Genomic DNA, 24,209 nt, shown 5'->3' on the forward strand with positions numbered 1-24,209 from the left:
CTGTCCGCTCGGTATGCGCGGCATAAAAGGGGCCCGCCATGTATCAGTATCGGGATTTGTCGCGCATCACCCGCGTCGCGACGGTGACGTTATGGGCCTATATGGCGGTACAGCTGATCTTCGGCATGCTCGATTACATGCAGAATATGATGCGCCTGCCCTCGCTGAACCGGCCCGGTATCGGGATCACCGAAGTTGTCGGCCTGCTAAGCTTTGTGGTGCTGATCGCGACCGTGATCATCGTCGGACGCTGGATCTACATGGCCAGCGCCAATGCCCATACGATCGCTCCCGATCTGCAGATCAAAGCGGGCTGGGCCGTGGGATGGTATTTCATTCCCGTCGCGAACCTCTTCAAGCCGTTCCAGGGCATGAAGGAAATCTGGCTGGCGAGCCGCTTCGGCCTCAATTGGCAATCGCATACGGCTCCGTCGCACCTGCGCGCCTGGTGGGCGATGTGGCTTATCACGAACATTGTCGGCAATATCGCGTTTCGAACCGCGGATCGTTATCCTGGGCCTAGCGCGGTATGCAGCCTGATTCAGGGCGTGATCGAGGTACCCCTTTCGCTGATCCTGATCCGGATCATGCGCGAAATCGTTCGCGGCCAGGACGCCACCCGCAATCAGGACGTCTTCGCCTAGCCGATACAGGCGGGGCCTTTGTCCAACCGCCGCCGCCCTGATACACGGCCGGCGCCGTTCCGATCCCGTATCCCACCGCGCGATAGCTTTATTTTACACGGCTGCACCCGAAGCCAAAGCTGGCGGGTTTATTCAGCATTCGCAACACCATAACCGCCTGCGGCAGCGGCATTCTCCTGGTTTCGGGAATGCTTTGCCGTGTCTGTGGGGATGGATGCTGGAGAGGATCATCTATGAAGATTTACATTATCGCCGCCGTCGCGGCCGCGCTCGGAACGGGCGCGATGGCGCAGCAGGAACAGCGCGGATCGCATAACCCGATCGTGAAGGACAGTCAGGTTCATTCTGTCCCCGCCCCGGCGCGCGGAAGCAGTTCCTTCACCGAGCAGCAGGCGCGTGGCCGCATCGCCAAGGCGGGTTTCACAAAGATCGGCGACTTGCGCAAGACCGAAGCCGGAAGCTGGCAAGGCCAAGCGACCCGCCGTGGCAAGGCGATGGTCGTGACGCTGGACTATAAAGGCAATGTCACCGCCCGTTAATCCCCGCATCAAGGAGTAGATCTTATGTCACGGACTATCACGCGACTATTCGACGATTATGCGGACGCCCAGACGGCTGTCACCGAACTAGAACGACTTGGCGTTTCCCATAGCGACCTCAGCATTGTCGCCAATAATGCCGATGCCAAACCTGGCCACGATGGTGACCATGATGTCACCGATGTAAACGATCATGGCGATGTCAGCCGTGGTGCATCCACGGGTGCCGTTCTGGGTGGCGTCGGCGGACTTCTGGCGGGGTTGGGCTTGCTTGCGATCCCCGGTCTCGGCCCCATCGTTGCAGCGGGTTGGCTGGCGTCAACGGTTGCGGGCGCAGCGATCGGCGGCGTCGGCGGCGCCGCTACGGGCAGCCTGGTCGGCGCATTGAAGAATGCCGGCCACACCGAGGACGAGGCCAATGTCTATTCCGAAGGCGTGCGCCGCGGTGGTACACTCGTCAGCGCCAAGGTGGACGACCAGATGGTTGGCGAGGCCGAGGCGATTCTGGACGGCAATCGCGGTGTAACCGCAGCGACCCGCGGACCGGTGTACCGCGAAGCCGGCTGGAACCGTTTTGACGAAGCAGCCGCGCCTTACAGCGCGGAAGAGATGGAGCGCGACCGCGCGGCCTATCGTCGCGAACCGTCTGTCCTGTAACTCTCTGCGGAGACCGTGCCCTGGTGGCCGGTCTCCGCTTTGACCCGGCGGGAGGCCGCGCAATCGCGGTCGCCCCGCCCTTTACAAAATCAACGGTGATACCCCACACGCTGCCCACTGTTGATGGGCCGGCGCCGGCAAGCGTTCGGGCTGTCAGGATGGGGAAGAGGAGTGGGCATGAAGACCAGGTTGATCGGGATATCCGCGGTCTATTGGCTTGGTGCCCTGATGCTGCTGGGCCTCATCACCATTCTTCATGGCGATTGCGCGGTTTCCGACGCGGCGATTCAGCAGTGTGACGCCGAAAAGCAGCGGATCAGCGTGTGGGGCCTCATCCTGGCGTCCGTCCTCTATTGCGTCATTCTCTATCGGGTTGCCCGCCGCGGCGACTGATGCCGGATGCCGGATGCCTGACCTGAGACGGGATAGTGCCTCTCCGGTTGCTCCGCCGCGTTGCGAGCCGTAAAGCCGCGCCGCTATGGCCGCGCCAATCATCATCGCCGTTCCCAAGGGCCGCATCCTGAAAGAGGTGATGCCGCTCTTCGCCCAAGCGGGAATCGTTCCCGAACCGGCCTTTGCCGATGAGGATAGTCGTGCGCTCCGCTTCGCCACGAACCGCGCCGACATCGGGCTGATCCGGGTGCGTGCGTTCGACGTGGCGACCTTTGTCGCGCACGGCGCAGCCCAATTGGGCATCGTCGGATCCGATGTGCTGATGGAATTCGATTATTCCGAACTTTACGCGCCCGTCGACCTGGGTATCGGCCATTGTCGGCTGAGCGTTGCCGAGCCCCAGGAGCTGGCCGCGCGCGACGATCCGCGCGACTGGAGCCACGTCCGCGTGGCCACGAAATATCCCAACGTCACCCGCCGCCACTTCGAGGCGCGAGGCGTTCAGGCGGAATGCGTCAAACTGAATGGCGCGATGGAGATTGCCCCGGTGCTGGGATTGTCGAGCCGCATCGTCGATCTGGTCTCCTCTGGCCGCACGCTGGCCGAGAACGGCCTGGTGGAGGTGGAAACGATCGCTCAAGTAAGCGCCCGCCTGATCGTGAATCGGGCGGCGTTCAAGACGCGGGCGCGCGATGTATTGCCTCTAGTCGAAGCCTTCCGCGATGCCGCCGGAGGCGCACGTGCAGCTTAGCGCCCTCTTGCGCGATCCGTTGGTACGGGGCGGTGTCGAAGCACATGGCCGCCCGCGCGCTTCGACGTTGCTCTGCGCGAACGGGGCAGGAACCCTATTACGTACATGTAAGGGGGCGGACGCATGATCCGCCTCGATGCGTCGGGCGCGGACTTTGAGCCCGCCTTCGCGGCGCTCGTCGACGCGCGCCGGGAGGCGGATGGCGATGTTTCGCGTGACGTGTCGACGATCATTCGCGCCGTCCGGGTCGCCCGGGACCGCGCGTTGCAGGATTATACCCGCGATTTCGATGGCCACGATCTGGATAAGACCGGCTGGGATGTGAGCCGGGCCGAGCGCCGGGCCGCTCTGGACAGCCTCGATCCAACGCTACGCGCGGCGCTGGAGCTCGCGGCGGATCGCATCGCCGTCTATCATCGGGATCAGAAGCCGGCCGACCGGGACATGACGGATGCGGCGGGCGTCCGGCTGGGCGCGCGCTGGAATGCGGTGGATGCCGCCGGACTCTATGTGCCTGGAGGGCGCGCGGCCTATCCCTCGACCGTGCTGATGAACGCGATTCCGGCGCGCGTCGCCGGCGTCGCGCGGGTGACGATGGTGACGCCGACCCCGAATGGCGAGATCAATCCGCTCGTGCTCGCCGCTGCGGAAATTGCGGGCGTCGATGAGATCTGGCGCGTTGGCGGCGCCCAGGCGATCGCCGCTATGGCCTATGGCACGGCGCGCATCCGTCCGGTCGACGTGATCGTCGGCCCCGGCAATGCCTGGGTGGCCGAGGCCAAGCGGCAATTATACGGGGTTGTCGGGATCGATATGGTCGCCGGCCCGTCGGAAATCGTGGTCGTCGCCGACGGGGACAATGATCCCGCCTGGATCGCGGCAGATCTGTTGAGCCAGGCGGAGCATGACCCGACCAGCCAATCCATCCTGTTCACCGACGACGCGGGCTTTGCCGGCGCGGTCGAGCAGGCGATCGGGACACAACTCGCTGGCCTCAGCACGCGTGACGCGGCCGCCACGGCGTGGAACGACAATGGTGCTATCATCGTGGTACCGTCGCTGGCGGCGGCATTGCCGCTGGTCGATCGGCTCGCGCCGGAACATCTCGAACTCGCGGTCGATGACCCCGAGGCTTTGTTTGCCAAGATCCGCCACGCCGGATCGGTCTTCCTCGGTCGCTACACGCCCGAGGCTGTTGGAGATTATGTTGCAGGTCCTAATCACGTCCTTCCCACCGGCCGCCGCGCGCGTTTTGCGTCCGGCCTCTCCGTGCTCGATTTCATGAAGCGGACCAGCTTCATCGCTTGCGACCGGGCGGCCCTGGCCGCGATCGGCCCGGCTGCGGTCGCACTCGCGCAGGCAGAGGGCTTGCCGGCCCATGCCGCATCCGTGGCGATCCGGCTGTGATGCGCCCCGGCGGACGATCGCGCTCGCGTTCCGCGGCGCGGCTGGCGGCGGTCCAGGCCCTGTATCAGCAGGAAATGGAGGGCACGCCGATGGCGCGGTTGCTCGACGAATTTCACCAGCATCGACTGGGTGCGACGATCGAGGACATCGAATATACCGACGCAGAAGTGGATTTCTTCGATGATGTCGTGCGCGGTGTCGATGCCCGTCGCGACGAAATCGACGCGGCCCTGACCAAGCGGCTGAGCGCCGGCTGGAGCCTGGCGCGGCTCGATCGCCCGATGCGCGCCATCCTGCGCGCCGGCGGCTATGAGCTGATCGCGCGCGCGGATGTGCCGACCGCCACGGTGATCAGCGAATATGTCGACGTCGCCGATGCCTTTTACGAAAAGCGCGAGATCGGTTTCGTCAACGGCCTGCTGGATTCCGTCGCCAAGGATGTCCGGGCTTAATCGAAACCACCCCGCTCATCCTGAGTAGTGATCGAGTAGCTGCGGTAGCAGCGTATCGAGAGCACGTATCGAAGGATCGGCGAGGCAGGCGTGCTTCGATACCTGCCCTCGATACGGCCCTGCTGGCCTACTCGGTCTCTACTCAGCATGAGCGGAAAGGGACGAATGGTCCACCGGCTCTACCACTTCGTTCATGCCGCCAGCGGTGCCCTCGGCTCCAGGCGTTCGGCGCTGACGATCGCGTCGGCTGCGCGCAGGGCGGCGAGGATCCGCATCAAATGGCGACGTCGTGCACGTCCACAACGACCTGAAAGCGATCGACAGCCATCGGTTACAGCTAGGCGCGTTTTTGGTTCAGTCGATCGGGTAGCGGCGGATAATGCGCCCGAAACGCGGACGACCAGGTGGAACGCGGCTCCTCTGATCGCTATGACGACGACGCAGGGAATCTCTCGGGTCGTGATACGATATGGTCGAGTTAGCCCTACTGGTCGCCGCGCTGATGGCTGTGGCAGCGGGCAGTTACCTGCTCACCGCACTCACCATTCGGCTGGTGGCATCCCGGCTGCGGGCCCCGGCGATCCTGATGTCGGGCTTTATTCTCCCATTATGCCTGTTCGTGCTGGCGTTCGGCCTCTTTCATCGCGAACGCTCCGAATATCCGAAGAGCGACGCGCCGATCGTGGTTCTTTCAGGAACACTGATCGGCGCGCTGATGGCGACGCCGATCAGCCTTACGGCCGCCTGGGCAGCGGTCTATCGCTACAAAGCCCAAAGACAGACTAACCGAGAGTAAAAGGACGATCGACTTGATCGCTGCTTCAGGCGGCGAGCGGTGCGCGAGGCTCCAGGCGTTCGGCGCTGACGATCGCATCGGCTGCGCGCAGGGCGGCGAGGATCCGCATCAAATGGGCGACGTCGTGCACTTCCACGACGACCTGGAAAGTATGGAAACTCGCGTCCCGTTCCGACAGGTTGATATTGACGATATTGGCGCCCTGCGCGCCAAGAATTCCCGCCATGATGCCGAGCGAGCCGGGTTCGTTGCGCACGATCACGCACAGCCGGCCTGTGCCGCCCTCGCTACTGTCGCCCCAGGCGAGATCGACCCAATCCTCCTCCGGCGCGGCCTGCAGGACGGGGCATTCGATCACATGCACCTCGACCGCCGCGTCGTGGCGCCGGACACCGACGATCCGGTCCCCCGGCACTGGCGTGCAGCATGCGCTCAGCGTGAAAGCGACGCCCGGCGTCAGCCCCTTCATAGAGATCGCGCTACGTGGAGCACGGCGGACTGCCGCGCTCAGGCCGCCGGTAGAACCCGGCATCAGCGCTTCCATCACATGCTCGTCATCGATCGTACCGCGCGCGATATTCTCCATCAGGCGATCCGCATCGGGTAATTTGAGCCGCTTCAGCGCCTCGGCCAGAGCATCGCTGGACAAAGGCGCGGGCATGCGTGCGACGATCGCATCATAGAAGCGCCGCCCCAGCGCGATCATTTCAGCCTGTTCCTTCTGGCGGACAAACCGGCGGATCTTGGCGCGCGCCTTGCCGGTCGCGGCGAAGCCCATCCACGCGGCCTGAGGCTCCTGCGCCTTGGAGCGCAGGATCTGGACCTGGTCGCCATTCTTGATTTCGGTCCGCAGCGGGACGACGCGGCCGTTGATCTTGGCCCCGACGGTCTGGTCGCCAAGATCGGTATGGACCGCATAGGCGAAATCGACCGGGGTCGCGCCCTTCGGCAGCTGGATCAGCTCGCCCTGCGGCGTGAAAGCGAAGATGCGATCCTGATACATCGCCATGCGCGTATGTTCGAGCAGCTCTTCCGGGCTCGCCGCATGGTCGAGGATTTCGACGAGATCACGGATCCAGCGTGAATTCACATCCGGCTGGATCGTCCCGCCGGCCTTGTAGGCCCAATGCGCGGCCACCCCGAATTCCGCCTCGGCATGCATCTTCTGGGTACGCACCTGGATCTCGATCCGCACCCGTTCGTGGTGCATCACCGCCGTGTGAAGCGAGCGATAGCCGTTGCGCTTGGGCGTCGAGATATAATCCTTGAACCGGCCCGGCACCATCGGCCAGCGTTCGTGCAGCAGGCCGAGCGCGCGATAACATTGCTCATTCTCGTCCACGATCACGCGAAACGCCATCACGTCGGATAATTGCTCGAAACTGATGTGACGCTCGGTCATCTTGCGCCAGATCGAATAGGGATGCTTCTCGCGTCCCTCGACCTCGGCCTTGATCCCCTTTTGGCTCAGCAGCAGGCGAATACCGGAGGCGATGCGCGCAACCTGGTCCCCACCGCCCCGTTTGAGCTGCTCCAAACGCTTCGTAATCGAGTCGAATGCTTCGGGCTCAAGCTCCGCAAAGGCGAGCGTCTGCATTTCGGTCATGAACTCATACATGCCGATCCGCTCCGCGAGCGGGGCATAGATATCCATCGTCTCGCGCGCGATCCGGCGGCGCTTGGCCTCCGCCGGGATGAATTTAAGCGTGCGCATATTGTGCAATCGGTCGGCAAGCTTGACCAATAACACGCGGATGTCGTCCGACATGGCGAGCAGGAATTTGCGCAGATTTTCGGCCGCGCGTTCATTGTCGCTCTGCGCTTCGATCTTGCTGAGCTTGGTGACGCCGTCCACCAGCCGCGCGACCGATGGCCCAAAGCTCTTCTCGATCTGCTCCGGCGTGGCGACCGTATCCTCGACCGTGTCATGGAGGATCGCGGTCGCGATTGTTTCGTCGTCCAGACGCAGGTCGGTCAGGATGCCCGCCACCTCGATCGGATGGCTGAAATAGGGGTCACCATTAGCGCGCTTTTGGGAGCCGTGCGCGGCCATCGAGAAGACGTAGGCACGGTTCAGCAATGCCTCGTCGGCGGTGGGGTCGTAACTCAGGACCCGATCGACCAGCTCATATTGGCGCAACATCCTGAATAGATGGGCGGTACGCTAGGCCAAAGGCAAGTACCAACCTGCTGAAAAGGATGCGTGGCGCAGAATGCATCCGTTGCGGTGCGTTAAGACTGCTGCGAACTGCTCGCAATAAGATTGACGCTGCGAACGACTCTCATTAGCACCCGCGCAACGAAGGCGAAACAATCGCCCCGCTTTGCAAAGGGAAAATATGGCACACATTGCTGAACCGAAGCCCTCCGACTGGAGCAAGCCGGCCTTCCTGGCTCTGTCTTGCGTGGGGTTTGTGTCCCCCGCCCATGCCGCGGCGGTCGATCCGGCGGGCAATGTGAGTGACTCCGACGTCGCCGAACGGTCCGACGTTATTGTCACGGGCCGGCATGAGGCGCCGGTCAACGTGAAGCTGACCGCGCCGCTGATCGATACGCCGCGTTCGATCACGGTCCTGTCGGAAGCCCTGATTCGGGATACGGGTTCGGTCAGCCTGGTCGATGCCTTGCGAACCGTCCCCGGCATCACATTCGGTGCGGCCGAAGGCGGCAATCCTATCGGCGACCGCCCCTTCATTCGGGGCTTCGACAGCCAGGGTTCGACCTACCTAGATGGCGTGCGCGACATCGGCGCGCAGAGCCGTGAGATTTTCGCCGTCGAGCAGATCGAAGTGGTGAAAGGATCGAACAGCGTCCTCGGTGGACGCGGTTCGGCCGGCGGCACGCTGAACATCGTATCCAAACTGCCCAAGCTCGCCGACTTCGCCCATGCCGACGTCAGTTACGGCAACGCCGATTACAAGCGCGCCACGATCGACGTGAACCATAAACTCAACGACATCATCGCGGTGCGGATCGAGGGGATGTGGCACGATCAGGACGTCGCCGGTCGCGATGCCATCTGGCAGAAACGGTGGGGCATCGCGCCTTCGATCACCATCGGCCTCGGCACACCGACGCGGCTGACCGCATCCTATTACCATCTCCACAGCAACGAATTGCCCGACAGCGGCCTGCCCTACGGCTATGTCTGCTCGGCCACGATCTGCAACGCGCCCGCTGGCGACTTCGTGCTGTCCGAACCGGTGCATCACGTCACGACCAAAGGCGGCGTCACCGGCACCGTCCCGTATTCGACCTTTTACGGGTTGAAGGACCGCGACTTCCGCAAGTCCAACACCGATCAATTCACGTTGCGGGCCGAGCATGATTTCGGAAGCAACATCATGCTGCGCAACACCGCGCGCTTCAGCCATACCTGGCAAGGCTACAGCTTCCTGCTGCCGGACGATTCGACCGGCAACGTCATCGGCACCACGACCACGAATGGCACAACCGGCGGCGTCACCCAATTTACCAGCGGCGGCTATGTCTGGCGCCGCGCCAATACGCGCGCCGGAATCACCAACAGCCTGATCAACCAGACCGATCTGACCGCAAAGTTCGATACGGGTCCGCTCAAGCATAGCGTCGCGGCCGGACTGGAATTTTCCAGCGAAGATGCGCGCCGTGGCACCTATGTGATGTCCAATGGTGCCAGTATCAGCCCGCGGTGCAACAGCACGACCGTCGCGCGCTATTATTGCACCTCTCTGTTCGCCCCCAACCCGAATGATCCGTGGGTCAACTATGCGAGCGACACCTCGACCGTGCAGACGCCGGTCGTGCGCAGCCCCAGCTTCGGCGACACCGCCAATACCGGTATCACGCGCGCGGGCTATCTCTTCGACTCGATTTCCTTGGGCGACTGGCTGATCGCCAATCTCGGCGCGCGTTACGACGATTTTACATCGAAGGTCCGCCCTGGACGCGCGACCGCGACGTCACCGTCGATCGAGCTGCGCCGCCGCGATCGCAATTGGAGCTATCAGGCAGGATTGGTCGCCAAGCCAACGCACAATAGCAGCCTCTATGTCTCTTATGCGACCTCGGTAACACCGCCCAACAGCTTGCTGGGGGAGGGTCAGGAGCAAAATGCGGTCGGCACCACCGTCACGCCGCTGCTCGACCAGCTCAAGCCCGAAAAGACCAAGTCGCTCGAAGCCGGCGCCAAGGCCGACATTTTCGACGAGCGCCTGTCGCTGACCGCCGCGGTGTTCCGCACCGAAAGCAACAATGCGCGCGTTTCCGTCGATGCCAATACGGTCGCGTTCATCGGCAAGAAGCGGGTCAATGGCTTCGAGATCGGCTTTAACGGCCGCATCATCAACGGCTGGACGGTGTTCGGCGGCTATTCCTATCTCGACGCCAAGATCCGGGAAGCCGGCTTCACCGCGCTGACCGCAGCGGCCGTCGGCGGACAGGCGGCCAAGACGGTCTACGTGCCGTCGGTCAATAATGGCCGGCGTTTCCCGCAAACCGCCAAAGATAGTTTCACGGCCTGGACGAGCTACGAGACGCATGGCTTCTCGCTCGGCGGCGGCGCCTTCTACACCAGCCGCGTGTTCGGCGGCTATGGCGACAACCGCACGGCGACGCAGAATGCGGCGGGCGTCGTCACGATCAACCCGGCCACAACGATATTGGCGCGATCGATCCCGAGCTATTGGCGCTTCGACGCGCGCGCAAGCTACAAGTTCACCGACCGCATCCAGTTGAGCGTCAACGCGCAGAATCTGACCAACAAACGCTATTTCAATCAGGCCTATTCCAGCCACTATGCCTCGATCGCGCCCGGTCGCACCGTCTTCGGCACGCTGAGCGTCGATTATTGATATGCCGGCATTGGCCGACCTGCCGCCAGGCGACAGCCAGGCCCCAGATCCGGCTGCATGCCCGGAACCCGGCACGCGTCGGTCTCCGCCGGCGGCGCGCCCGCAGCAGAAACCGACCATCGATACGCTCAATGCCTTGAGTGCCGCGGAAATTGCGCGCCGCCTGTCCGGTTCCCGCGAGGAGATTGCCGCGTTCATCGGCGCGGCCGCCGAGGCCGGTTCCGCCGAGGCCCAGGCCCGGTACGCGCAGATGCTGCTCGACGGCGACGGGCTTGCCCCAGATCCGCGGCAGGCGCTTGCCTGGTTCGAACGGGCCGCGCTGTCGGGACATTTGGAGGCGGCTAATATGGTCGGCCGCTGCTACGATCTCGGCTGGGGCGCGGCGGTGGATCGAACGCGGGCCGCTGCGTGGTTTCGCCAGGCGGCGGCGCGGGGCCTCACCTGGGCCAAATATAATTATGCGACGATGCTGGCCCTGGGGCGTGGCATCGCCGAGGACAAGGCCGCCGCGCTGGCGTTGTTCCGGGAGGCGGCGGACGATGGCTATGCGAAGGCGCATAATTTCGTCGGCAGCTTCCACGAGGATGGCTGGGTTGTCGCGCGCGATCTGACCGAGGCGGGTCGCCATTATGCGATCGCAGCCCAGGGCGGCGACTTTCGCGGGCAGTTCAATCATGGCCGCATGCTCGCCATGCAAGGCCGGCACGACGAATCGCTGCATTGGATGGAACAAGCGTGGGCGGGCGGAAATGCCCGCTTCCGCGCCCAGATGATCGACTATCTGATGGCGCAGCCCGAACCGTACATCACGGCCGCCATGCAGTTGAAGGGGCACGATACGTGATCGTCATCCCGCAGGTGATCGACGAAGCGATGCTGCGCAGCATCAACGGACAATTGGATGCGGCAGCCTGGGTCGACGGCAACGCGACCTCAGGTCATCAGTCGGCGCTGGCCAAGGACAATTGTCAGCTGCCCGAAGACAGCGCCGAGGCGCGCCGGGTCGGCGAGACGGTCATGGATGCGCTTGGCCGATCGCCGTTGTTCATCGCGGCCGCGCTTCCGCTCAAAGTCTATCCGCCCTTGTTCAATCGCTATGGCGTGGGCGAAGCGTTCGGCGATCATGTCGATAGCGCCGTCCGCATCCGCGCGGGCAGCGACTTCCGCGTGCGCAGCGACCTGTCGGCCACCCTTTTTCTGAGCGATCCGGCGGACTATGACGGGGGCGAGCTGATCGCCGAGGGATATGGTCCGATCAAACTGCCCGCAGGCGACATGATCCTTTACCCCGCATCGAGCGTGCATCGGGTGACAACAGTCACGCGCGGCACGCGTCGCGCCAGCTTTTTCTGGATCCAGTCGATGGTGCGCGATCAGAGCGCCCGCGCGATCCTGTTCGATCTCGATCGATCGATCCAGGAGCTGTCCGCCGCCACAGGTCCAGGCTCGGCCGCGCTCGTTCGCCTCACAGGCGTCTATCACAATCTGCTGCGACGTTGGGCCGAGCTGTGAAGCAAGTCCCGATCCAGCCCGCGCGCGACCGCAAAGCGCGTAAGAAGATACGCTCCTGGTGGCTGAAGCAGCTGCACACATGGCACTGGATCAGCGCCGCGATATCGCTGGTCGGCATGCTGCTGTTCGCCATCACCGGCCTCACGCTCAACCACGCCTCCGCCATCAGCGCCAAGCCGGTCGTGACGCAGCGCACCGCCGCTTTGTCCGCGCCCTTGCTGCAGCAGCTGCACGCGCCCTTCCCCGCCGACGCGCCCTTACCGGAGGCGGTGGCTGCCAATGTCGCCTCCGCGATCGGCCTCGATCCACGCGGCCATGCGGCGGAGTGGTCGGACGGCGAAGTCTACGTGGCGCTGCCGCGGCCGGGCGGCGATGGCTGGATCAGCATCGACAAGAGCAGCGGCAAGGTGACGGCCGAGGTCACGTCGCGCGGCTGGATCTCCTACCTCAACGATCTCCACAAGGGCCGCAATGCGGGCAACGCCTGGTTCTGGTTCATCGATGTCTTTGCGGTCGCGTGCATCTTGTTCACGCTGACCGGGCTGCTTTTGCTCCAGATGCACGCGCGCCACCGGCCGCTCACGTGGCCGCTAACCGGTCTGGGGCTCGCGATCCCTGTCATCATCGCCATCCTGTTCATTCATTGAGGTGCAACCCGATGCGTAACGTCCCCCTGATGCTCGTCGGTCTCGTGGCCGCGCCGGCCGCCTCTGCCGGCACGATCACCGTCGCCATCCCGCGGCTCAACGTGGCCGAATATCACCGGCCCTATGTCACCGGCTGGATCGAGCCGGTTGCGGGTGGCGCGGCGCGCACGCTGTTCGTCTGGTATGACGTCAAGAAGATGGGCAATGAGCCCGGCACGAAATGGCTCGCCGATCTGCGCACCTGGTGGCGCAAGGGTGGGCGGAGCCTGAACCTGCCCGCCGACGGACTGAGTGGTGCCACGCGCGCGCCGGGCGACCAGCGTGTCGCCATCCCCGCCGACGTGAAACCCGGCCAATATAAGCTGTTCGTCGAGGCTGCCCGCGAGACCGGCGGGCGCGAGCTCGTCTCGGTACCGCTCACCGTCCCGGCCAAGCCGGCTTCCGCCAAGGGCAAGTCCGAGCTTGGCGCCGTCACCGTTTCGCTTCGCTGAAAGGCCCGATCATGACCTCTGCTTTGCCCCGGATCGCACTCGTCGCCGCTTTGCTCGGCGCCATGCCGCTGCAGGCGCACCGCCTGTGGTTGCTTCCCTCCGCCACGACCTTTTCGGGCAAGGACGATATCGTGACGTTCGACGGCGCCGCCTCGAACGACCTGTTCTACGCCGATCACCGCCCGCTCAATCCGGCGATGGTCAAGGTTTGGGCGCCCGACGGCAGCGCGGGGGCGATCCTGAATCCGGCTTCGGGGGCGACACGCTCGACCTTCGACGTCAAGCTCGACAAACCCGGCACGTGGAAGATCGGCACGACGATGTCCGGCGTGTCGGGTAGCTTCAAGGTCAATGGCGAGGAACGGCGCGTCGGTGGGCGCGGTGGTCCGCCGGGCGGCGGTCCGGGCGGTCCCGGTGGTGCCAATGCAGCACCGGGCGCCAGTCCGCCGGGGCCGCCGCGTCCGCCGCGCGCACCTTCGGTCGCATCGGTCGCCGATATTCCGGGCGACGCGACCGACGTGAAGCTGACCGAAAACTCCAGCCGGAACGAGGTGTTCGTCACGGCCGGAGCACCGACGACCAACCTGTTCACGCCTACGGGCAAGGGCCTGGAGATGGTGCCCGTCACGCATCCCGACGAGCTCGTTTCGAACGAGCCTGCCAGTTTCCGTTTCCTCGTCGACGGTAAGCCCGCCGCCGGCCTGAAGGTCACGGTGATCGCGGGCGGGAAGCGCTATCGGGAGGGCGAGGATGCCAAGGAATTCACGACCGGCGCCGACGGCGTCGTGAAGGTCGTATGGCCGATGGCGGGAATGTTCTGGCTCAATACGACGCTGGCGGACAAGCACCCCAGCGAGCCGCGCGCGACCGATCGTCGCCTGAGCTATACGACCACGCTCGAAGTCCTCGCGCCTTGAACCGATGACGGCGACGCCGACCAGGATCGCCGTCCCGACCCAGCTCTCGCCCGGCGCCTGGATCGGGCATGATCCGCGCGCGCCGGTGTTGGACTATGCGGGTGTCACGATGGGGACACGCTGGCGCGTGCGGCTGGCCGCGCCGCCGACGCTCGACCGCGACGGCGTGCTGCCCGCCATCCAGCACCGGCTCGATCGGCTGGTGGATCAGATGAGCCATTGGGAGCCTGACTCGGTGCTGGGGCGCTACAACCGCGCTGACGCCGGGACATGGCTGACGCTGCCGCCCGATTTCGCGCGGGTGATCGAAGCGTCCCTCGACATTGCCGAAATGAGCGACGGGGCGTTCGACCCGGCCATTGGAAGGCTCGTCAATTTGTGGGGTTTCGGGCCCGTCGCCGTTGATGGCCCACCGTCTGACGATCAGGTGGCGCAAGCGCATGCGACGTCGGGCTGGCGCCAACTCAATTACGATCGGCAGGCCCAGCAGCTGCGCCAGCCAGGCGGACTACAGCTCGATCTTTCCGGCATTGCCAAGGGCTATGCCGTGGACGCCGTTGCGGCCCTGCTGGCGTCTCTGGGCGTCCGGCACGCACTGGTGGAGATTGGCGGCGAATTGGTGGGACGTGGCCTAAAGCCCGACGGCGATCCCTGGTGGGTCGATCTCGAGACGCCGCCTGGCCTATCGCTGCAACCGGTACGGGTCGCGCTGCACGACCTCGCCGTGGCGACATCCGGCGATTATGTTCGCGGGGCGCACACGATCGACCCGGCAACCGGCCGCCCGAGCGAAAGCGGCGTCATCTCGGTGAGCGTGTTGCATCCCTCGGCGATGATCGCGGACGCCTGGGCGAGCGCGCTCGCCGTGCTCGGCCCTCGTGCGGGCATGGCGCTGGCAGCGCGCGAGACGGTGGCTGCGCGCATGATCGCGCGCGATGCCGACGGTCTTTGCGAAACGATCACCCCCGCGCTCGCAGCGATGATGTAGAACCGTTCCGTCGGATTAGAGGAGTAGGCAGCCGGTAAAAGGCTAGATGTGCTCGCCGCTCAGGCGTTGGCAGAGCATGTCGAGCTGATCGAGCGTGGCGTAGGCGATCGTGACGCTACCGCCCTTGGCGCCATGTGCGATGCCGACCTTGAGCCCAAGCTGATCGCGTAACTGGCGTTCGAGCATGGCGACGTCAGCATCGCCCGATGGGGATGCCTGCTGCGGCGCCCGCGCGCGCTTGGCCTTGCTGCCACGGGCCAGCTCTTCGGTTTCCCGTACGGACAAGCCGCGGCGAATGACTTCTGCGGCCAGAGCAGCGGGATCCTCGGCCGTGGCCAGGGCACGGGCATGGCCCATGCTGAGCCGTCCGTCCGCTAGCGCGGCCCGCACGCTCTCCGGCAGGTCAAGCAGGCGCAACAGGTTGGCGACGTGGCTGCGCGACTTACCGACGATCTTGGCGAGAGCCTCTTGCTTATGCCCGTATTCCTTCGCAAGTCTTTGATAAGCCTCGGCTTCTTCGATTGCGTTGAGATCCTGACGCTGAATATTCTCGATGATCGCCAGTTCCAGCGTCTCGGCATTGCTGAGTTCGCGGCTGATGGCCGGCACATCGTGCAACTGCGCGCGCTGCGCCGCCCGCCAGCGCCGCTCGCCCGCTACGATCTGATACACACCATGCCCCATCGGGCGGACCACCAGCGGTTGGATGAGGCCGCGTTGCTTGAGCGATTCGGCCAGTTCGTCGATCGCAGCCTCGTCAAAATGACGGCGTGGCTGATCGGGGTTCGGTTGAATCTGCGCGATCGGGATCATCTGGATACCCGGCTCGCGCACCGCGTCGCCGGCGATCGGCTGTTCGCGCACGGCCTCGCCCAGCAAGGACGACAGGCCACGACCGAGGCCGCGCTTCACTTCGCTCATCGAATTTCCTTAAAAGTCACGCCGCCACCGCTGGTGCGGGCAGGCGCGCGATCAATTCCTGCGCAAGGGCAATATAGGCTTCGGACCCCGGGCAGCGGTAATCATAGACTAAAGCAGGCAGACCGTGGCTCGGCGCCTCGGACAGGCGAACATTGCGCGGTATGGCGGTCTTGAACACCAGGTCACCGACCACCTCGCGCACGTCGGCCGCCACCTGCTCCGAGAGGCGGTTGCGGCGATCATACATGGTCAGCGCCACCCCCAGGATGGACAGATTGGGGTTGAAGCGGACGCGCACACGCTCGACCGTTTGGAGCAGCTGGCTCATGCCCTCCAACGCAAAGAATTCGCATTGGAGCGGGATGAGCAAGCTGCGCGCGGCGACGAGCGCGTTGATCGTCAGCAAGCCCAGCGAGGGCGGGCAATCGATCAGGCATACGTCCCAACGCGCCTCCACCTGCCCGATCGCCTGATCGAGCCGCGTGGTGCGATCGGCCATGTCAGCCAGCTCAAGCTCGGCACCGGCTAGATCCTGGGTCGCCGGCACGATGTCGAGCCGCGGCACGGCCGTCGCGATCGTCGCTTCGGTCAGCTGGCTCTTGCCGATCAGCACTTGGTAGATGGACGTGTCACGCGCGCTGCGGGCGACGCCCAGACCGGTCGAGGCATTGCCCTGCGGGTCGAAGTCGATAAGCAGGACCCGAAAGCCGGTTGCTGCGAGCGCCGTGGCGAGATTGATGGCCGTCGTCGTCTTGCCGACGCCGCCTTTTTGATTGGCAATTGCGATACGGATCATCGGCGCTTCCTCGAAGCGACGCCCGTAGCGACAATGATCGCCGCCTGGGGGTCGGTGACGCTGGGAACCAGTTCGAACCTACCTTGCCACGAACCATGGGTTGCTTCCAGTTCCTCCGCAGCGCTTTTTCCTTTCGGGAGCACCCAATGCGTCGCTTTATCCGAGAATGGCAAACCCAGGCCGAGCAGCTTGTCGAGCGGCGCGAAGGCACGTGCGCTGATCACATCGAAGCGGCGTTTGGGAGCCGTTTCGACGCGACCCGCCACGATGGTCACCCGATCTTCAATCGCGGTCGCGGTGGCGACGTCGCGTAGGAAGGCCACCCGCTTTGCGCGCGATTCGACCATCGTGACATGCCCCTGCCCCAGCATGGCGACGACCATGCCGGGAAAACCGGCACCAGATCCGAGATCGATCCAGCTGTTCCATCCGTCTGCGTGGTCCAGCAGCTGGGCCGAATCGACGATATGACGGGACCAGATTGCCTCCAGGGTGGATGCGGAAATCAGATTTTGCGCAGAGGCTTCGCGCCTGAGGAGATGGGTATAGGTCTCCAGCTTCTCAAATGTTTCACGTGGAACATTCCGCGCCGCAAGCCACGCACGCGCTTCGTCTTCCGTCATGCCGCACGACGCTGCGCTGCGACGAGAATCGCGGCTAGTGCTGCAGGCGTGATCCCTCTGATCCGGCTGGCTGCAGCCAGGTCCGCTGGACGTGCGGCCTCTAGTCTTTCGACCATCTCGTTCGATAGTCCGCCAATGGCGCGGTAGCTATGAATGCGATCCAGCACGGTTGAAGCCTCGGCACGAACGCGCTCGACCTCTGTTCGCTGACGCTCAAGATAAGGGGCGTAGCGCGCATCGTCGATCACTTCGCTGAGAATGTCGTCCTCGCCCTGCCAACTGAGATGCGCCTGCAGATCCAACAGAATATCCTCGCCCTGCCGCACGCGATCGCCCAGCGAGATGGCGCCCCTGCCCCGCGCCTGTATCGCCGCTGTAGCCTTCTCGACCATCGCCACGCGCATTTCGATAGCGGCCTGCCTCTCGGCTCCAACCGCACCACTTTCGATGGCGAGGCGACCGAGGCGCGAGGCGGCATTATCGGCCCGGAGCCGCAAGCGATATTCTGCGCGTGCGGTGAGCATCCGATAGGGTTCCGTCACCCCCTGTAATGTCAGATCGTCGATCATCACCCCGATGTAGGAATCTGCCCGATCGGGGAGCACCGGCGCCAGATCGCAGGCAAGCGCCGCCGCGTTCAGTCCAGCAACGAGGCCCTGGGCGCCGGCCTCTTCATATCCCGTCGTCCCGTTAATCTGCCCTGCGCAGAACAGCCCAGGCAACGAGCGCAGCTGAAGCGCATGCGTAAGGCTGCGCGGGTCCAGATAGTCATATTCCACCGCATAGCCCGGGCTGACAATCTCCGCCGACTCCAGGCCCTCGATCGATCGGATCATGTCCGCCTGAACCTCGACCGGAAGCGAGGTGGAGATACCGTTGGGATATATTAGCGGATCGTTCAGCCCTTCCGGTTCGAGAAAAATCTGATGCCCGTCGCGATCGCCGAAGCGTACAACCTTGTCTTCGACAGAGGGGCAATAACGCGGGCCGGACCCCTCGATTGCGCCGGTGAACATGGGTGATTGCGTCAGGCCCTGGCGAATGATGTCGTGCGTCTTCTCGTTGGTTCGCGTCATGGCGCATGCCAGTTGCGGCAATTGCCGCGCGCGTGTCAGGGGCGACATTGTCCATTCGATCGTGTCGGACGGTTGACGCTCCAGCCGTGCCCAGTCGATCGTGCGACCATCCAGACGTGGCGGCGTTCCAGTCTTCAGCCGTCCCATCGGCAGCGCCAGCTCGCGCAGCTGCGCGGCTAACGGGATGGATGCTGGCTCGCCGGTGCGCCCCCCCGATATCTGCTCCAGTCCGCGATGCAGGCGCGCGCCCAGGAAGGTTCCGGTCGCAAGCACGACGGCACGCGCCGCCAAATGTTGCCCATCCGCGAGCGCGAGGCCGACAACATTTCCGCCGCTCAGCGACAAAGACTCCGCTGCCCCTTCGATGACGGTTAAGCCGGCCTGCGCAGCGACAAGCCCCTGTACCGCGGTTCGGAACGCCCGACGGTCAGCTTGCACCCGAGGGCCATGAACCGCCGCACCCTTGCTCCGGTTGAGCATCCGATGATGGATCGCCGCAGCATCGGCCGCCCGCGCCATCAGGCCATCAAAGATATCCAGCTCTCGGACGAGATGCCCCTTGCCGACGCCCCCAATTGCCGGATTGCAGGACATCGCGCCGATTTGATGCTTATCCATCGTAACCAATGCCACGCGCGCGCCACGCCGCGCTGCCGCGGCTGCAGCCTCGCAACCCGCATGACCGCCGCCCACCACAATGACGTCAAAATCCTGCATACTCAGCATATTTCCCGAGGAGGCCAACCGTTGTTCCACGTGGAACATTATTTGCCGATGCAAAAACGTCCGAACAGCGCGTCGAGCATGTCCTCTACACCAGCACGGCCCGTAATGCGATCCAAAGCGATCCGCGCGTTGCGAAGATGTTCGGCAATAAGAATTGGGTCTTGATGAGTCGCGGAATTCAGTTCGGCTGCTGCCTCGGCAATCAGCTGCCGATGTCGCGCATTTAAAGCGACTGCTTCCGCAGCTGGAAGCATCGCTTTAACACGTTCGATCAATACGCCCCGCAATTGCGCCATGCCCAGGCCGGTGACGACCGAAATTGCCAGGCCCTCGTGCTGCGGCGCAGCAATGTCCGCCTTCGCGCGTAGTAAAATGGCTTGCTCCGGTCGTGGGCAATCCTCTGGCCTGCCCAGCCAAAGGATCAGATCCGCTGCATCGATCGCAGCGCGTGCACGCGCGATACCGATCTGCTCCAGCTTGCCGCCTGCGTTTCGAAGGCCGGCGCTGTCGATCAATAGGCAGGGCATGCCGTTCAGAACCACAGGAACTTCGATGATGTCGCGTGTCGTCCCCGCAACGGCAGAGGCTATCGCGACATCGCGCCCCGCTAAGGCATTGATAAGGCTTGATTTACCGGCGTTCGTCGGGCCCGCGACAACGATCCTGACGCCATCCTTGAGCCGCTCTGCCGGCGGTTGGACCAGCGCCAGTGCCAGATCATCCGCCAGCCCGGCCAGCAGCGCCTGCTCCACCGCGGTAAGCGCGGGTACGTCGTCTTCTTCTTCCTCGAATTCGAGGGCCGCCTCGATCCTGGCGGAAAGCGCGAGCAGTCGTGCCTGCCATTCCGCGACCAGACGACCAAGGCCGCCCTCCGCCAACCGTACGGCCTGCCGCCTTTGACTTTCGGTTTCGGCCGCTAGCAGGTCGGCCAGGCCTTCCGCCTGCGCGAGGTCGAGCCGGCCGTTCGCAAAAGCGCGGCGCGTAAACTCGCCAGCCTCCGCCATGCGCAACCCCGGTATCTCCGACAATGCCGCCAGCACCGCCGCGGTCACCGCGCGACCGCCATGCAAATGGAATTCCGCAATATCCTCGCCGGTCGCCGTCCCCGGCCCCGGCAGCCATAGAACCAGTGCCCGATCCAGCATCTCGCCGGACGTATCGCGCAACGTGGCGGACACTGCGCGCCGCGCGGGGGGCAGCCGTCCGGTCAGCTGACGCAGCGCCTGCGCTGCAGCAATGCCGCTGACGCGCACCACCGCGATCGCTGCCGGCAGCGCGCCACTGGAAAGCGCAAAGATGGTAGACTGCGCGTCTGCGCCGGCGGTCACGTCTTGGCAGTACCCGTCATCTGTTCGATCATCTTCTGCCACGCATTGATACCCATCTCGCCCATTGGCGACCAGCTGCGCATCATATTTTCAAGCAGTTCCGGCGTCATCCCGTTGGTCATCGCTTCGCGCAATTTATCGAGATACAGATCATGGATCGGCGCCATATCGGGTAGCCCCATGAAGCGTCGTGCTTCTTCGGGCGAACATTCGATGTTCATGGTGATGTTCATCGCCCGCGCCTTCCCATGTTACTGCTGCAGCTGACTGGTAGAACAAGCTTGGGAGAGCGTCCATGCCGCAACGAACGATCACAAGCCCGATCGGGCAGATCCGCCTCGTCAGCGCGCATGGCCATCTGGCTGCGCTGTTGATCAATTCCCCGCCCGAGGCCGATCTGTCCGGCGATGACGCCCTGTTAGATCACGCCGCGCAGCAACTTGCAGAATATTTCCGCGGCGATCGCGACCGCTTCGATCTTCCGATCGCGCCGGTGATCACCCCGCGCGGCGCAGCATTGCGCGCGGCGATCTGCGCCATCGCCCATGGTCATACCGCAAGCTATGGGGACGTGGCCGCCCGGATCGGCTCGGGTGCGCGTGCCGTCGGCCAGGCGTGTGCGCGCAATCCGATTCCCGTCATCATTCCCTGCCACCGTGTGCTCGCCAGCAAGGGACTGGGTAGCTATTCTGGCGGCGGTGGCATCCGGACCAAGCAATGGCTGCTGGCGCATGAGGCAGGGGATCTATGGGCATGATGATCGACATCGCGACCTTCGATGGCGCGGAGCATTTCGCCGCTTATTGCGTCGCGCCCGAAGACGCACCCAAAGCGGCCATCATCGTGGTACAGGAGATTTTCGGCCTGACCGCCGGTATCCGGCGCAAGGCCGGTGATTGGGCCGCGCTCGGCTATCTCGCCATCGCGCCCGAAATGTTCTGGCGCTTCGCCCCGGGCCTCGACCTGGATCCCGATATCCCCGAACAGCTGGATCAAGCGATGGCGTTACGCAGCCGCTTCGATTTCAACGAAGCGGTTGCGGATATCGAAGCCGCGATCCGCCATGCGCGCAGCGTGATCGGTGCCGGCAACAAGGTAGGCGTGGTCGGATTTTGCTGGGGCGGCAGCGTCGCCTATCTGGCGGCGACGCGGACCGATGTGGATGCCAGTGTCGGCTATTATGGCCGCCAGATTGCGGACCATCTCAACGAAGCGCACGCCATAGCCCGGCCGCTGCTGCTGCACTTCGGCGAAGACGATCCATCGATTCCCGCCGATATGAGGGCCAGCGTTCGCGCAACCCTCGGAGCGAATGAGCGCGTCGCGATCCGGGACTATCCGGGAGCCGGCCATGGCTTCGCCGCCACATTCGGCAAACGCCGCCATGATCATGCTGCGCAGCAAGCCGACGCCCAGACGAGGGTCTTCTTTGCGCAGCATTTGCTGTAACGCCGCGGCAATACCGTCCTTCGCAGAGGCAAAACCGGACGGTCGGGCGGATCGTACCGCCGTCAGCTGAACAGCGTCAGCACGCCCACTTTCGGGTTTATCACGCCCTCGTAGATCATCTTGAGCGCTACAAAGAAGATCACCGCCAGCCCGACATAGGCAATCCAGTGATAACGCTCGATCAGGCGCGCCAGGAAGTTGGCGGCCACCCCCATCAGGATGACCGACAGGATCAGGCCGATGATGAGGATGCCCGGGTGGGCATGGGCCGCACCGGCGACGGCCAGGACATTGTCCAGGCTCATCGAAACGTCGGCGACGGCGACGGCCCAGGCGGCCGCAGCAAAGCTTCGGGCGGGCTTCAGCCCGTCGTGGCTGTCCGCATTATCGCCGCGCAGTTCGCGCCACATCTTCCAGGCGACCCAAAGCAGCAATAACCCGCCGGCGAATGTCAGCCCGACGATCTGCAGCAACTGCGTCACCGCAAGCGCAAAGGCGATCCGCAGCACAAGCGCCGCGATGATGCCGATCATGATCACTTTGCGGCGCTGATCGGCACTTAGCCCGGCAGCAATGGCACCGACGACGATCGCATTGTCGCCGGCCAGCATGATATCGATCAGCAAAACTTGCAGGAACGCCGACAAAGCGGCGGGCGAGCCGATGTTCGCGAAATCTGCGACGATATGCTGCCAAAGCTCGGTCATGTAGGTGTGTTATTGAACCGAAGCGGGGCTGTCGATGCAGGAGGCGCGGAAATATTTCATCCGCGGGCCAACATTGCAGAAAGGCTGCGGCAATGAACGTGGGGCCATCGCCCGATCGTCGCGCACGCCTGGCACAGCCTGCGCGACAACCACCCTGTCCTACTGATTCATCGAATCGAAGAAATCTTCGTTGGTCTTCGAATCCTTCATCTTGTCGAGCAGGAATTCCATCGCGTCGGTCGTGCCCATCTGCATGAGGATGCGGCGCAGGACCCACATCTTGGACAGCTTGGCCTTGTCGAGCAGCAGCTCTTCCTTGCGCGTGCCGGACTTGCCGACATCCAGTGCCGGGAAGATGCGCTTGTCGGCGACCTTGCGATCCAGCACGATTTCCGAGTTACCGGTGCCCTTGAACTCTTCGAAGATGACCTCGTCCATGCGGCTGCCGGTGTCGATCAGCGCGGTCGCGATGATCGAGAGCGAGCCACCTTCTTCGATGTTACGCGCCGCACCGAAGAAACGCTTCGGGCGCTGCAACGCGTTCGCGTCGACACCGCCGGTCAGCACCTTGCCCGAGCTCGGCACGACCGTATTGTAGGCACGCCCCAGACGCGTGATCGAATCGAGCAGGATCACGACATCCTTCTTATGCTCGACCAGACGCTTGGCCTTCTCGATCACCATCTCGGCCACCTGGACGTGGCGCGTGGCCGGTTCGTCGAAGGTCGAGGACACGACCTCGCCCCGTACCGAACGCTGCATGTCGGTCACTTCTTCCGGCCGCTCGTCGATCAGCAGCACGATCAGGAAGACTTCGGGGTGATTGTCGGTGATCGCGCGCGCCATGTTCTGCAGCATCACGGTCTTACCGACGCGTGGCGGTGCCACGATCAACGTACGCTGGCCCTTCCCCTGCGGGCTGACCAGATCGATCACACGCGCCGACTTGTCCTTGATCGTCGGATCGGCGGGATCCAGCGTCAGTTTCTGTTCGGGATAAAGCGGGGTCAGATTGTCGAAATTGACGCGGTGGCGCACCACGCTGGGATCGTCGAAATTGACCTGCAGCAGCTTCGTCAGCGCGAAATAACGTTCGCCATCCTTGGGATCGCGAATCTCGCCTTCGACCGTATCGCCGGTGCGCAGGCCGAACTTACGGACCTGGTTGGGGCTGACATAAATATCGTCCGGACCGGCGAGATAATTCGCCTCCGGCGAACGCAGGAAACCGAAACCGTCGGGCAATACCTCGATCGTGCCCAGGCCCAGGATCGTCTCGCCCTCTTCGGCCTCCGCCTTGAGGATACCGAACATCAGATCCTGCTTGCGCATCGTCGAGGCACCCTCAACCCCGCGCTCTTCCGCCATCGCGACGAGCTCGGCGGGGGATTTCTTCTTCAGGTCTTTGAGATGCATCTGGGGTATCCGGTGGGGAGATTTGGAACGGAACGGCGCGGAGTAAGCGACTGTTCAAAGCTGGATGGCTAATCGGGCACTCGCAAGGAATGCGGGCCCAGTGTGGTCGCGGCGTAAGTCACGCCAGCGCCATCGTCAAGC

General features: G+C 63.9%; 26 protein-coding genes. 17 read left to right on the top strand and 9 right to left on the bottom strand.

Annotation, left to right across the window (positions count from 1 at the left end):
- Positions 1-38: 38 nt before the first annotated feature.
- From ACSBM8_RS18615 to ACSBM8_RS18650, 8 genes are all read left to right on the top strand, one after another.
- A complete protein-coding gene (locus tag ACSBM8_RS18615) occupies positions 39-644 on the top strand; it encodes a DUF4328 domain-containing protein (RefSeq protein ID WP_442679478.1) in 606 nt (201 codons plus the stop codon).
- Positions 645-877: 233 nt separating this feature from the next.
- Entirely contained in the window at positions 878-1,183 is a 306-nt protein-coding gene (locus tag ACSBM8_RS18620) for a hypothetical protein (RefSeq protein WP_442679479.1), read from the top strand.
- Between the two features lie 24 nt (positions 1,184-1,207).
- A complete protein-coding gene (locus ACSBM8_RS18625) occupies positions 1,208-1,840 on the top strand; it encodes a general stress protein (RefSeq protein ID WP_442679480.1) in 633 nt (210 codons plus the stop codon).
- A gap of 177 nt (positions 1,841-2,017) precedes the next feature.
- On the top strand, positions 2,018-2,233 hold the full coding sequence (locus ACSBM8_RS18630) for a hypothetical protein (protein ID WP_442679481.1): 216 nt from the start codon (positions 2,018-2,020) through the stop codon (positions 2,231-2,233).
- 85 nt (positions 2,234-2,318) lie between these two features.
- Complete coding sequence (hisG, locus tag ACSBM8_RS18635) at positions 2,319-2,984, top strand: ATP phosphoribosyltransferase (RefSeq protein WP_442679482.1); 666 nt, start codon at positions 2,319-2,321, stop codon at positions 2,982-2,984.
- A gap of 123 nt (positions 2,985-3,107) precedes the next feature.
- Entirely contained in the window at positions 3,108-4,391 is a 1,284-nt protein-coding gene (gene hisD / locus ACSBM8_RS18640) for a histidinol dehydrogenase (protein ID WP_442679483.1), read from the top strand.
- The gene (gene nusB / locus ACSBM8_RS18645; RefSeq protein WP_442681642.1) at positions 4,391-4,843 is read left to right on the top strand and encodes a transcription antitermination factor NusB; all 453 of its coding nucleotides are present in this window, start codon (positions 4,391-4,393) and stop codon (positions 4,841-4,843) included. Before hisD ends, nusB begins: the two co-directional genes overlap by 1 nt.
- 469 nt (positions 4,844-5,312) lie before the next feature.
- Positions 5,313-5,639, top strand: coding sequence for a hypothetical protein (locus tag ACSBM8_RS18650; protein WP_442679484.1), 327 nt, complete (start codon positions 5,313-5,315; stop codon positions 5,637-5,639).
- Between the two features lie 25 nt (positions 5,640-5,664).
- Here ACSBM8_RS18650 and ACSBM8_RS18655 read toward each other — a convergent pair whose 3' ends face one another.
- Positions 5,665-7,782 (bottom strand): RelA/SpoT family protein, encoded by a 2,118-nt coding sequence (locus tag ACSBM8_RS18655; RefSeq protein WP_442679485.1) that lies wholly within the window; start codon positions 7,780-7,782, stop codon positions 5,665-5,667.
- Between the two features lie 196 nt (positions 7,783-7,978).
- Between ACSBM8_RS18655 and ACSBM8_RS18660 the strand changes: the two genes are divergently transcribed.
- The 7 genes from ACSBM8_RS18660 to ACSBM8_RS18690 are packed head-to-tail and all read left to right on the top strand — an operon-like array spanning position 7,979 to position 15,026.
- On the top strand, positions 7,979-10,471 hold the full coding sequence (locus tag ACSBM8_RS18660) for a TonB-dependent receptor (protein ID WP_442679486.1): 2,493 nt from the start codon (positions 7,979-7,981) through the stop codon (positions 10,469-10,471).
- A gap of 1 nt (position 10,472) precedes the next feature.
- A complete protein-coding gene (locus tag ACSBM8_RS18665; RefSeq protein ID WP_442679487.1) occupies positions 10,473-11,315 on the top strand; it encodes a tetratricopeptide repeat protein in 843 nt (280 codons plus the stop codon).
- Between the two features lie 29 nt (positions 11,316-11,344).
- A complete protein-coding gene (locus ACSBM8_RS18670; protein WP_442681643.1) occupies positions 11,345-11,983 on the top strand; it encodes a Fe2+-dependent dioxygenase in 639 nt (212 codons plus the stop codon).
- Positions 11,980-12,630 (top strand): PepSY-associated TM helix domain-containing protein, encoded by a 651-nt coding sequence (locus tag ACSBM8_RS18675; RefSeq protein ID WP_442679488.1) that lies wholly within the window; start codon positions 11,980-11,982, stop codon positions 12,628-12,630. Before ACSBM8_RS18670 ends, ACSBM8_RS18675 begins: the two co-directional genes overlap by 4 nt.
- An 11-nt stretch (positions 12,631-12,641) precedes the next feature.
- Positions 12,642-13,121, top strand: coding sequence for a DUF2271 domain-containing protein (locus tag ACSBM8_RS18680; RefSeq protein WP_442679489.1), 480 nt, complete (start codon positions 12,642-12,644; stop codon positions 13,119-13,121).
- Between the two features lie 11 nt (positions 13,122-13,132).
- Positions 13,133-14,038 carry a DUF4198 domain-containing protein gene (locus ACSBM8_RS18685; protein WP_442679490.1) on the top strand — a complete coding sequence of 302 codons (906 nt, stop codon included), beginning with the start codon at positions 13,133-13,135 and terminating at the stop codon, positions 14,036-14,038.
- 4 nt (positions 14,039-14,042) lie between these two features.
- Positions 14,043-15,026, top strand: a complete 984-nt coding sequence (locus ACSBM8_RS18690) for an FAD:protein FMN transferase (protein WP_442679491.1) — start codon at positions 14,043-14,045, stop codon at positions 15,024-15,026.
- A 42-nt stretch (positions 15,027-15,068) separates the two neighbouring features.
- On the opposite strand, the gene ACSBM8_RS18695 is transcribed toward ACSBM8_RS18690, so the two are convergent.
- The 6 genes from ACSBM8_RS18695 to ACSBM8_RS18720 are packed head-to-tail and all read right to left on the bottom strand — an operon-like array spanning position 15,069 to position 20,729.
- Positions 15,069-15,947 carry a ParB/RepB/Spo0J family partition protein gene (locus ACSBM8_RS18695; RefSeq protein WP_442679492.1) on the bottom strand — a complete coding sequence of 293 codons (879 nt, stop codon included), beginning with the start codon at positions 15,945-15,947 and terminating at the stop codon, positions 15,069-15,071.
- A 16-nt stretch (positions 15,948-15,963) separates the two neighbouring features.
- On the bottom strand, positions 15,964-16,743 hold the full coding sequence (locus ACSBM8_RS18700; protein WP_442679493.1) for a ParA family protein: 780 nt from the start codon (positions 16,741-16,743) through the stop codon (positions 15,964-15,966).
- Positions 16,740-17,366 (bottom strand): 16S rRNA (guanine(527)-N(7))-methyltransferase RsmG, encoded by a 627-nt coding sequence (gene rsmG / locus ACSBM8_RS18705; RefSeq protein WP_442679494.1) that lies wholly within the window; start codon positions 17,364-17,366, stop codon positions 16,740-16,742. The genes ACSBM8_RS18700 and rsmG overlap by 4 nt, the downstream gene beginning before the upstream one ends.
- Positions 17,363-19,159, bottom strand: a complete 1,797-nt coding sequence (mnmG, locus tag ACSBM8_RS18710; protein ID WP_442679495.1) for a tRNA uridine-5-carboxymethylaminomethyl(34) synthesis enzyme MnmG — start codon at positions 19,157-19,159, stop codon at positions 17,363-17,365. Before mnmG ends, rsmG begins: the two co-directional genes overlap by 4 nt.
- Positions 19,160-19,206: 47 nt before the next feature.
- Complete coding sequence (mnmE, locus tag ACSBM8_RS18715; protein ID WP_442679496.1) at positions 19,207-20,496, bottom strand: tRNA uridine-5-carboxymethylaminomethyl(34) synthesis GTPase MnmE; 1,290 nt, start codon at positions 20,494-20,496, stop codon at positions 19,207-19,209.
- Positions 20,493-20,729, bottom strand: coding sequence for a DUF6489 family protein (locus ACSBM8_RS18720; protein ID WP_442679497.1), 237 nt, complete (start codon positions 20,727-20,729; stop codon positions 20,493-20,495). The genes mnmE and ACSBM8_RS18720 overlap by 4 nt, the downstream gene beginning before the upstream one ends.
- 62 nt (positions 20,730-20,791) lie before the next feature.
- Here ACSBM8_RS18720 and ACSBM8_RS18725 point away from each other — a divergent pair, with 62 nt between their 5' ends.
- Both ACSBM8_RS18725 and ACSBM8_RS18730 read left to right on the top strand, forming a co-directional pair.
- The gene (locus tag ACSBM8_RS18725; protein WP_442679498.1) at positions 20,792-21,253 is read left to right on the top strand and encodes a methylated-DNA--[protein]-cysteine S-methyltransferase; all 462 of its coding nucleotides are present in this window, start codon (positions 20,792-20,794) and stop codon (positions 21,251-21,253) included.
- Positions 21,250-21,945 carry a dienelactone hydrolase family protein gene (locus ACSBM8_RS18730; RefSeq protein ID WP_442679499.1) on the top strand — a complete coding sequence of 232 codons (696 nt, stop codon included), beginning with the start codon at positions 21,250-21,252 and terminating at the stop codon, positions 21,943-21,945. The genes ACSBM8_RS18725 and ACSBM8_RS18730 overlap by 4 nt, the downstream gene beginning before the upstream one ends.
- A 62-nt stretch (positions 21,946-22,007) precedes the next feature.
- Here the strand turns inward: ACSBM8_RS18730 and ACSBM8_RS18735 are convergent, their stop codons facing one another.
- Together ACSBM8_RS18735 and rho are read right to left on the bottom strand one after the other, a co-directional pair.
- Positions 22,008-22,652 carry a TerC family protein gene (locus tag ACSBM8_RS18735; protein ID WP_442679500.1) on the bottom strand — a complete coding sequence of 215 codons (645 nt, stop codon included), beginning with the start codon at positions 22,650-22,652 and terminating at the stop codon, positions 22,008-22,010.
- A 159-nt stretch (positions 22,653-22,811) separates the two neighbouring features.
- The gene (gene rho, locus ACSBM8_RS18740; protein WP_442679501.1) at positions 22,812-24,068 is read right to left on the bottom strand and encodes a transcription termination factor Rho; all 1,257 of its coding nucleotides are present in this window, start codon (positions 24,066-24,068) and stop codon (positions 22,812-22,814) included.
- Between the last annotated feature and the right edge of the window lie 141 nt (positions 24,069-24,209).

Source organism: Sphingomonas sp. ASY06-1R (assembly GCF_052180265.1).
Classification (GTDB): domain Bacteria; phylum Pseudomonadota; class Alphaproteobacteria; order Sphingomonadales; family Sphingomonadaceae; genus Sphingomonas_I.

Coding starts and splice junctions, on each gene's coding strand:
- ACSBM8_RS18670 (WP_442681643.1), top strand. CDS start 11,345: ATGCTGCGCAGCATCAACGGACAATTGGATGCGGCAGCCTGGGTCGAC.
- ACSBM8_RS18620 (WP_442679479.1), top strand. CDS start 878: ATGAAGATTTACATTATCGCCGCCGTCGCGGCCGCGCTCGGAACGGGC.
- ACSBM8_RS18665 (WP_442679487.1), top strand. CDS start 10,473: ATGCCGGCATTGGCCGACCTGCCGCCAGGCGACAGCCAGGCCCCAGAT.
- ACSBM8_RS18630 (WP_442679481.1), top strand. CDS start 2,018: ATGAAGACCAGGTTGATCGGGATATCCGCGGTCTATTGGCTTGGTGCC.
- ACSBM8_RS18735 (WP_442679500.1), bottom strand. CDS start 22,652: ATGACCGAGCTTTGGCAGCATATCGTCGCAGATTTCGCGAACATCGGC.
- rsmG (WP_442679494.1), bottom strand. CDS start 17,366: ATGACGGAAGACGAAGCGCGTGCGTGGCTTGCGGCGCGGAATGTTCCA.
- ACSBM8_RS18680 (WP_442679489.1), top strand. CDS start 12,642: ATGCGTAACGTCCCCCTGATGCTCGTCGGTCTCGTGGCCGCGCCGGCC.
- hisD (WP_442679483.1), top strand. CDS start 3,108: ATGATCCGCCTCGATGCGTCGGGCGCGGACTTTGAGCCCGCCTTCGCG.
- ACSBM8_RS18720 (WP_442679497.1), bottom strand. CDS start 20,729: ATGAACATCACCATGAACATCGAATGTTCGCCCGAAGAAGCACGACGC.
- ACSBM8_RS18650 (WP_442679484.1), top strand. CDS start 5,313: ATGGTCGAGTTAGCCCTACTGGTCGCCGCGCTGATGGCTGTGGCAGCG.
- ACSBM8_RS18730 (WP_442679499.1), top strand. CDS start 21,250: ATGATGATCGACATCGCGACCTTCGATGGCGCGGAGCATTTCGCCGCT.
- hisG (WP_442679482.1), top strand. CDS start 2,319: ATGGCCGCGCCAATCATCATCGCCGTTCCCAAGGGCCGCATCCTGAAA.
- mnmG (WP_442679495.1), bottom strand. CDS start 19,159: ATGCAGGATTTTGACGTCATTGTGGTGGGCGGCGGTCATGCGGGTTGC.
- rho (WP_442679501.1), bottom strand. CDS start 24,068: ATGCATCTCAAAGACCTGAAGAAGAAATCCCCCGCCGAGCTCGTCGCG.
- nusB (WP_442681642.1), top strand. CDS start 4,391: ATGCGCCCCGGCGGACGATCGCGCTCGCGTTCCGCGGCGCGGCTGGCG.
- ACSBM8_RS18655 (WP_442679485.1), bottom strand. CDS start 7,782: ATGTTGCGCCAATATGAGCTGGTCGATCGGGTCCTGAGTTACGACCCC.
- ACSBM8_RS18700 (WP_442679493.1), bottom strand. CDS start 16,743: ATGATCCGTATCGCAATTGCCAATCAAAAAGGCGGCGTCGGCAAGACG.
- ACSBM8_RS18660 (WP_442679486.1), top strand. CDS start 7,979: ATGGCACACATTGCTGAACCGAAGCCCTCCGACTGGAGCAAGCCGGCC.
- ACSBM8_RS18615 (WP_442679478.1), top strand. CDS start 39: ATGTATCAGTATCGGGATTTGTCGCGCATCACCCGCGTCGCGACGGTG.
- ACSBM8_RS18685 (WP_442679490.1), top strand. CDS start 13,133: ATGACCTCTGCTTTGCCCCGGATCGCACTCGTCGCCGCTTTGCTCGGC.
- ACSBM8_RS18695 (WP_442679492.1), bottom strand. CDS start 15,947: ATGAGCGAAGTGAAGCGCGGCCTCGGTCGTGGCCTGTCGTCCTTGCTG.
- ACSBM8_RS18690 (WP_442679491.1), top strand. CDS start 14,043: ATGACGGCGACGCCGACCAGGATCGCCGTCCCGACCCAGCTCTCGCCC.
- ACSBM8_RS18625 (WP_442679480.1), top strand. CDS start 1,208: ATGTCACGGACTATCACGCGACTATTCGACGATTATGCGGACGCCCAG.
- ACSBM8_RS18725 (WP_442679498.1), top strand. CDS start 20,792: ATGCCGCAACGAACGATCACAAGCCCGATCGGGCAGATCCGCCTCGTC.